Origin of the sequence: Virgibacillus profundi (assembly GCF_002287375.1) — a bacterium.
Classification (GTDB): Bacteria; Bacillota; Bacilli; order Bacillales; family Amphibacillaceae; genus Virgibacillus_K; species Virgibacillus_K profundi.
Genome location: NZ_NPOA01000067.1, coordinates 1 through 426 on the forward strand (window position 1 = coordinate 1; position 426 = coordinate 426).

Here is a 426-nt window from a genome sequence, read left to right on the forward strand (position 1 = left end):
ACGTCATCCCCACCTTCCTCCGGTTTGTCACCGGCGGTCTCCTTAGAGTTCCCACCATTACGTGCTGGCAACTAAGGACAAGGGTTGCGCTCGTTGCGGGACTTAACCCAACATCTCACGACACGAGCTGACGACAGCCATGCAGCACCTGTGTTCCGCTTCCCGAAGGCACTCCCGCATCTCTNCAGGATTCCGGACATGTCAAGACCAGGTAAGGTTCTTCGCGTTGCATCGAATTAAACCACATACTCCACCGCTTGTGCGGGCCCCCGTCAATTCCTTTGAGTTTCAGTCTTGCGACCGTACTCCCCAGGCGGCGAACTTAACGCGTTAGCTTCGACACTGGTCTCCGAGTTGAGACCAACATCCAGTTCGCATCGTTTAGGGCGTGGACTACCAGGGTATCTAATCCTGTTTAGCTCAGTA

At 54.8% G+C, this 426-nt stretch carries 1 rRNA gene; it reads right to left on the reverse strand.

Annotation, left to right across the window (positions count from 1 at the left end):
• Positions 1-426 (reverse strand): 16S ribosomal RNA (locus CIL05_RS21565); the annotation flags it as partial.